At 41.3% G+C, this 5,589-nt stretch carries 7 protein-coding genes; all 7 read right to left on the bottom strand.

The genetic code is table 11. From position 1 onward, the window contains the following. Positions 1-198: CoA-transferase (locus tag AC1M9K_RS14395; RefSeq protein ID WP_481589627.1), on the bottom strand; the 198-nt coding region annotated here is incomplete at its 3' end. 43 nt (positions 199-241) lie between these two features. Next, entirely contained in the window at positions 242-1,450 is a 1,209-nt protein-coding gene (gene benE, locus AC1M9K_RS14400) for a benzoate/H(+) symporter BenE (protein WP_481589628.1), read from the bottom strand. Positions 1,451-1,506: 56 nt separating this feature from the next. Beyond that, positions 1,507-2,286, bottom strand: a complete 780-nt coding sequence (locus AC1M9K_RS14405; protein ID WP_092768934.1) for a 1,6-dihydroxycyclohexa-2,4-diene-1-carboxylate dehydrogenase — start codon at positions 2,284-2,286, stop codon at positions 1,507-1,509. Positions 2,287-2,299: 13 nt separating this feature from the next. Continuing rightward, on the bottom strand, positions 2,300-3,316 hold the full coding sequence (gene benC, locus AC1M9K_RS14410) for a benzoate 1,2-dioxygenase electron transfer component BenC (RefSeq protein ID WP_481589629.1): 1,017 nt from the start codon (positions 3,314-3,316) through the stop codon (positions 2,300-2,302). 90 nt (positions 3,317-3,406) lie between these two features. Further along, the gene (gene benB / locus AC1M9K_RS14415) at positions 3,407-3,910 is read right to left on the bottom strand and encodes a benzoate 1,2-dioxygenase small subunit (protein ID WP_035270498.1); all 504 of its coding nucleotides are present in this window, start codon (positions 3,908-3,910) and stop codon (positions 3,407-3,409) included. Then, entirely contained in the window at positions 3,907-5,289 is a 1,383-nt protein-coding gene (benA, locus tag AC1M9K_RS14420) for a benzoate 1,2-dioxygenase large subunit (protein WP_035270495.1), read from the bottom strand. Before benA ends, benB begins: the two co-directional genes overlap by 4 nt. Positions 5,290-5,363: 74 nt before the next feature. After that, positions 5,364-5,589: dioxygenase family protein (locus tag AC1M9K_RS14425; RefSeq protein ID WP_481589630.1), on the bottom strand; the 226-nt coding region annotated here is incomplete at its 5' end.

The raw sequence follows: 5,589 nt of genomic DNA on the forward strand, positions 1-5,589 counted from the left end.
TAACAGTTTAGCCAAGCCGTAATCACCATTACCTGCGTTGTTGTTGACGATCACTAAGTCTTTAATACCGAGTTCAATTAAGCCATCGATGAGTTCAGCAGGCTGACCTGCAGTACCAAACCCACCAATCATAATGGTTGAACCGTCTTTAATTTGGGAGAGGGCTTCGGTTAAAGACGCTGAGCTTTTATCAATCATAATCATTTCCTAAACAAACGATCTACATTTACCTTTAATATGATCAGGTCGATGTAGACGATGATGGGGTAGTATTTTGACGCTTCGTTAAAATCACGTGCGCTAAAATACCAATACAGATTCCCCAAAAAACTGAACTTAAACCTAAAAATTGCATACCTGAAACAGTCGCCAAGAAAGTAAGGAGAGCTGCGTCACGATCATTTTCTTGGAACATAGCAACGTGTAAATTTGTAGCAATAGCACCTAAAAGTGCTAAACCTGCTAATGCAGCAACAAGTTCTTTAGGCAGTAAGCTAAAAAGCATCACAATGCTGCCTGCAAATAAACCACCTAAAATATAGAAAATACCGTTCGCAATACCTGCGATATAACGTTTCTCTTTGAGCTCATGTGCATCTTTACCTGTACAGAGTGCGGCTGTTATTGATGCCAGGACAATGGTGATCCCGCCCACACAAGCAACAGCTAACGATGCGATACTGGTAGTGGTAATAATGGGTTTTGCTTGAATGTCATAGCCACTTAATTTCAAAATTGCCATGCCAGGTAAAAATTGACCAGAAAGGCTGACTAAAATAAGAGGTACTGCAAGATTTAGAAAAGAGTTAAGCGTCCACTCGGGCGCAATGAATTGGGGTATTGCAAGTGAAAACTCCATATTCACAGCATTGAATTTTCCGAGGACTAAACTCATGAAAATACCAGCTGCCAATACAAAAAGCATGGCATATCGAGGTGTTAAACGCTTAGCAATCAGATACGAAATAAGCATTCCAAACACAATATATGGCATGGTATTAGTCGCGGTAAAAAGACCAAATCCGAACTGACATAAGATACCAGCCATCATTCCTGCAGCCACTGATTGCGGTATCAAAGCCAATAGTTTGTCGAAATATCCGGTAATACCAATGATGAAAATCACTACAGCTGTAGTGATATATGCAGCAACTGCTTCATTCAGTGATATATCTGGAAAAAGTGTGACTAGCAGAGCAGTACCAGGTGCCGACCAAGCGGTAATGACAGGAACTTTAAACTTTATTGATAATAGAATTCCAGCTACAGCAGCACCAATTGAGATACCCCAAATCCATGAAATCATCATGTCTGGGGAAACTTGGGCTTGTTGTGCTGCTTGAAAGAAAATAATTAATGGTCCGGCATATGAAATCAATACAGCTAAAAAGCCGGCGACAGTGGCGGAAATAGACCAATCTTCTTTTAGTGTTTTAAACAGGGTTGCCATTGTATTTGCCTCCTTGCGTCAATGATCCTGTGAATTTAAAGAGTCCGTGATCAGGGTTAACCCTGATCACCACCACCTACAGGTACGACTGTGCCTGTAATGTATGAAGACTCATCTGAAGCAAGGAACAAAATAGCATTTACTTGTTCTTGAATAGTGCCATAGCGTTTCATGTAGCTGCGGTCAATTGTTTGATCAACCACTTCTTGCATCCAAGCTTGATCTTGCTCAGATAGTGGTGAAGTATTACGTGGAATTACACGTGGTGGAGCTTCAGTACCACCTGTAGCCACAGCATTGATGCGGATACCATCTTTAGCATGTGCAAATGCCATTGATTGAGTAAAACTATTTACACCACCCTTAGCTGCAGAATATGGAAGACGGTTAATTCCACATGTGGCGATAGATGATACATTCACGATCACACCAGATTTTTGGTGTTGCATGTGTGGTAAAACTGCACGACAACTCCATAAAGTAGGAAATAAAGAACGATTGATCTCTTTAATAATTTCCTCTTCAGAAAACTCTTCAAAAGGTTTCATCCAAATCGCACCACCAACATTGTTGATCAGCACATCAATTCGGCCAAAAGTCTCGATCGCTTTATTTACAACGGATTGTGCACCAGCATAGGTTTCAAGATCAGCTAAGACAGTGACACCTGTGCCACCTTGAGTCGTAATTTCTTCAAGTGTGGTCGTCACGTATTCAGCACGGTCAGCCAGTACAACTTTTGCACCTTCGCTAGCTGCTTGAAGAGCAACACCGCGACCGATGCCTTGAGCGGCACCAGTAACGATTACGATTTTATTTTCAAATCTTTGGTTCATGTTCCTCTCCACTTTAATTCGCAGAGAATTTTTCGAATAAGAAGTTTGCAGGTTTAATGCCTTCAGCATCTAACCAACCACGAACTGCATCTACCATAGGAACAGGACCACAGAGGTAAACGTCTACATCACCACCGTTGAGCCATTCAGTTTCAATGTGACCTGTCACATAACCTTTACGTTCGTGTGCAGATTCTGGGTTTGCAACTACGGTACGGTATTCAAACCAATCAAGTTTTTCTTGAAGTTTGTTGAGTTCTTCAATAGCAACTAGGTCAAAGTCATTGGTTACACCAAAAACTAAACGTACTGGATGTTCAGAACCTTTTTCTTCTAATACTTGAAGCATCGACATAAATGGAGCAATACCTGTACCACCAGCAAGCATTACTACAGGGCGTACTACATTACGTAAGTAGAAGCTACCAAATGGACCAGTGAATGTCATTTTTTCGCCGACTTTCGCTTCGCTGCTTAAGAAGCTACTCATCTTACCGTTAGGAACGTTACGAACAACAAAGCCGGTCAAACGGTTGCCTGGCTTAGAGCTGAAAGAGTATGAACGTGTTTCAGTTGATCCAGGTATACCTACATTTACATACTGACCAGCAAGGAAATTGATATCTGGCTGACCCTCGTCTAGTTGAATATCAAAGGTAATTGTAGATTCAGATAAGTTTTCTACACGAGAAAGTGTACCTTGATATTGATGAATTTGAGTTTTGCATACATCAGATGATGCTTGAATTTGGAAAACTGCATCTGAAGTAGGACGGCACTGGCAAGCTAAGATATAGCCTTGCTCAGCCTCTTCTGGTGTAAGTGCATCTTCAATATAAGTTTCTTCAGGCATGTCATAGCTGCCAGACTCACAAAAAGCTCGACAAGTACCACATGCACCATCACGGCAATCCAGCGGAATATTAATCTTTTGACGATATGCAGCGTCAGAAAGCGTTTCGCCTTGTGCAACTGAAATAAATCGGGTTACGCCATCTTCAAATTGAAGTGCAACATTATGGTTTGACATGGCTGAATATCCTTTAAGAATCTTTTGAACAATTTTTTGGTGTAACTACCAAAATTCCATTTGGTAGTTACTGAACTTGTTATTTACTAATTACAGGTGATATACGTCGATTACTTGATTGATGTAATCATTTTTGAGTACCACATATTTATTTAAAATTTGTGGTTTTTCACCAGACAAATTGATTTCGTAGCGTGACATGCCGAAGTAGCTGTACGACTTTTGGTAGCGGTAACTTAAAGTGTTCCAGTTGAAACGAACAACAACCTTATCTTCATGACGTTCAAGAATTTCAATGTTGTTAATATTGTGGCTTGTACGTGTATCAGGCATTGTTGCAGAAGAGCGTTCAGTTTTGATACGGAACACGCGGTCTTCTAAACCTTGACGATCTGGATAATAAATTAACGAGATTTCTGATTGAGGATCTTCAGTTAATGTATTGTAGTCATCCCAAGATGGCATCCAGAACGATGCTGTAGGTGCATAGCACTCTAACCATTCATCCCACTGTTCATCATCAAGTAGGCGCGCTTCTTTAAATAAGAACTGGCTCACTGATTCTAAAGTTGCTTCAAGATTCGCGTTACTCATGCGTTATCTCCTTGTTCAGCTAAAGCTTGTTCTGCTTTAATCGCACGTTTCATTTCTTCTAACCAATGTTGATGTTGAGCAAGGTATAAACCTTCGTCTTCAGTTTTAACGCCTGAAAGTTTAGGTTTTAGACCAATTTCGTTTGCTGCATCATCTGGGCCATTGATCCAATGCTTTGAGCCACGGCACATATCGTTCCACTCAAGTTCGATACCAGCATAACCTGCTTGACATGCACGGAATTCTTCTAAGTCATCTGGTGTCGCCATACCTGAAGCATTGAAGAAATCTTCATATTGGCGAATACGGCGTGCGCGAGCTTCTGGCTCTTCACCTACAGGTGCGATGCAGTAAATTGTTACTTCAGTTTTATCGACAGCAATTGGGCGAAGTACACGGATTTGTGAACCGAACTGATCCATCAAATAAACGTTTGGATATAAGCAAAGGTTACGTGAGCGCTCGATCATCCACTTCGACATAGCAGGACCGAATTTCTCAGAGTATTCATCTGCTTTAGGGAAGTTAGGGCGGTCTTCAGGGTTAGCCCATTGTGTCCAAAGCAACATGTGACCATTTTCAAAACCGTAAGAACCACCGCCTTGTTTACCCCAAGATCCTGCGCTCATTGCACGGATATTGTCGCCAGCTTGTTTTTCTTTACGTTGTTGCGTAGTCGCAGCATAATTCCAGTGAACCGCAGATACATGGTAACCATCTGCACCATTTTCAGCAGTGAGTTTCCAGTTTCCTTCGTATGTATAAGTTGAGGCACCACGTAAAACTTCTAAACCTTGATCAGACTGACCCACGATCATATCGATAATTTTAGTCGTTTCACCTAAGAATTCTTCTAATGGCAAGACGTCTGGGTTTAAGCTACCGAATAAGAAGCCTTTATAACTTTCAAAACGTGCAACTTTCTTAAGATCATGTGATCCTTCTTTGTTAAAGCAGTCAGAATAACCTGCATCTGTTGGGTCTTTAACTTTTAAAAGTTTGCCTGAGTTATTGAATGTCCAACCATGGAATGGGCAAGTATAAGTAGCCTTATTACCACGTTTGTTACGGCAAAGTTGTGCACCACGGTGTGAACACGCATTGATCATTGCATTTAGCTCGCCTTGACGGTTACGAGCAATCACGATTGGCTGACGACCGATGTGTGTCGTGTAATAATCATTGTTATTTGGAATTTGGCTTTCGTGTGCCAAGTAAACCCAATTACCCTCAAAGATGTATTTCATTTCAAGGTCAAAAAGGGCTTGATCAGTGAAAACTGAACGATGAAGTTTAAACTCACCTGTCTCAAAGTTGTCTACAAGTAACTCATCAAGACGATCTAGATGGCTGGTATTAATTACAGGAATACGTGGCATGGACGTTCTCCGACTTTCCAAATTGAGGGGAAGTCATCGGGATAATTGACTTATCCCGATTCCGACTAATTGATTTAAGCTGATGCGCGGCGACGTTCAACTTCAGTAGAAGGCGCACCTTCAACGTCTTTCACTAATTCAATATCAAATTGAATATGTTTGAACGCACCTTTTAGACCACGACGAGCTATTTCAGCTTCATCAGTTACGTCTACAGCAGTTGCCACTAAGCCATCACGCGTTGCAAATGCAAAGTCATCCCAAAGGTATTCATCACCTTCGATGTTGAACTGCGTAGTT

It is taken from the genome of Acinetobacter sp. 24-47-67 (assembly GCF_056779735.1).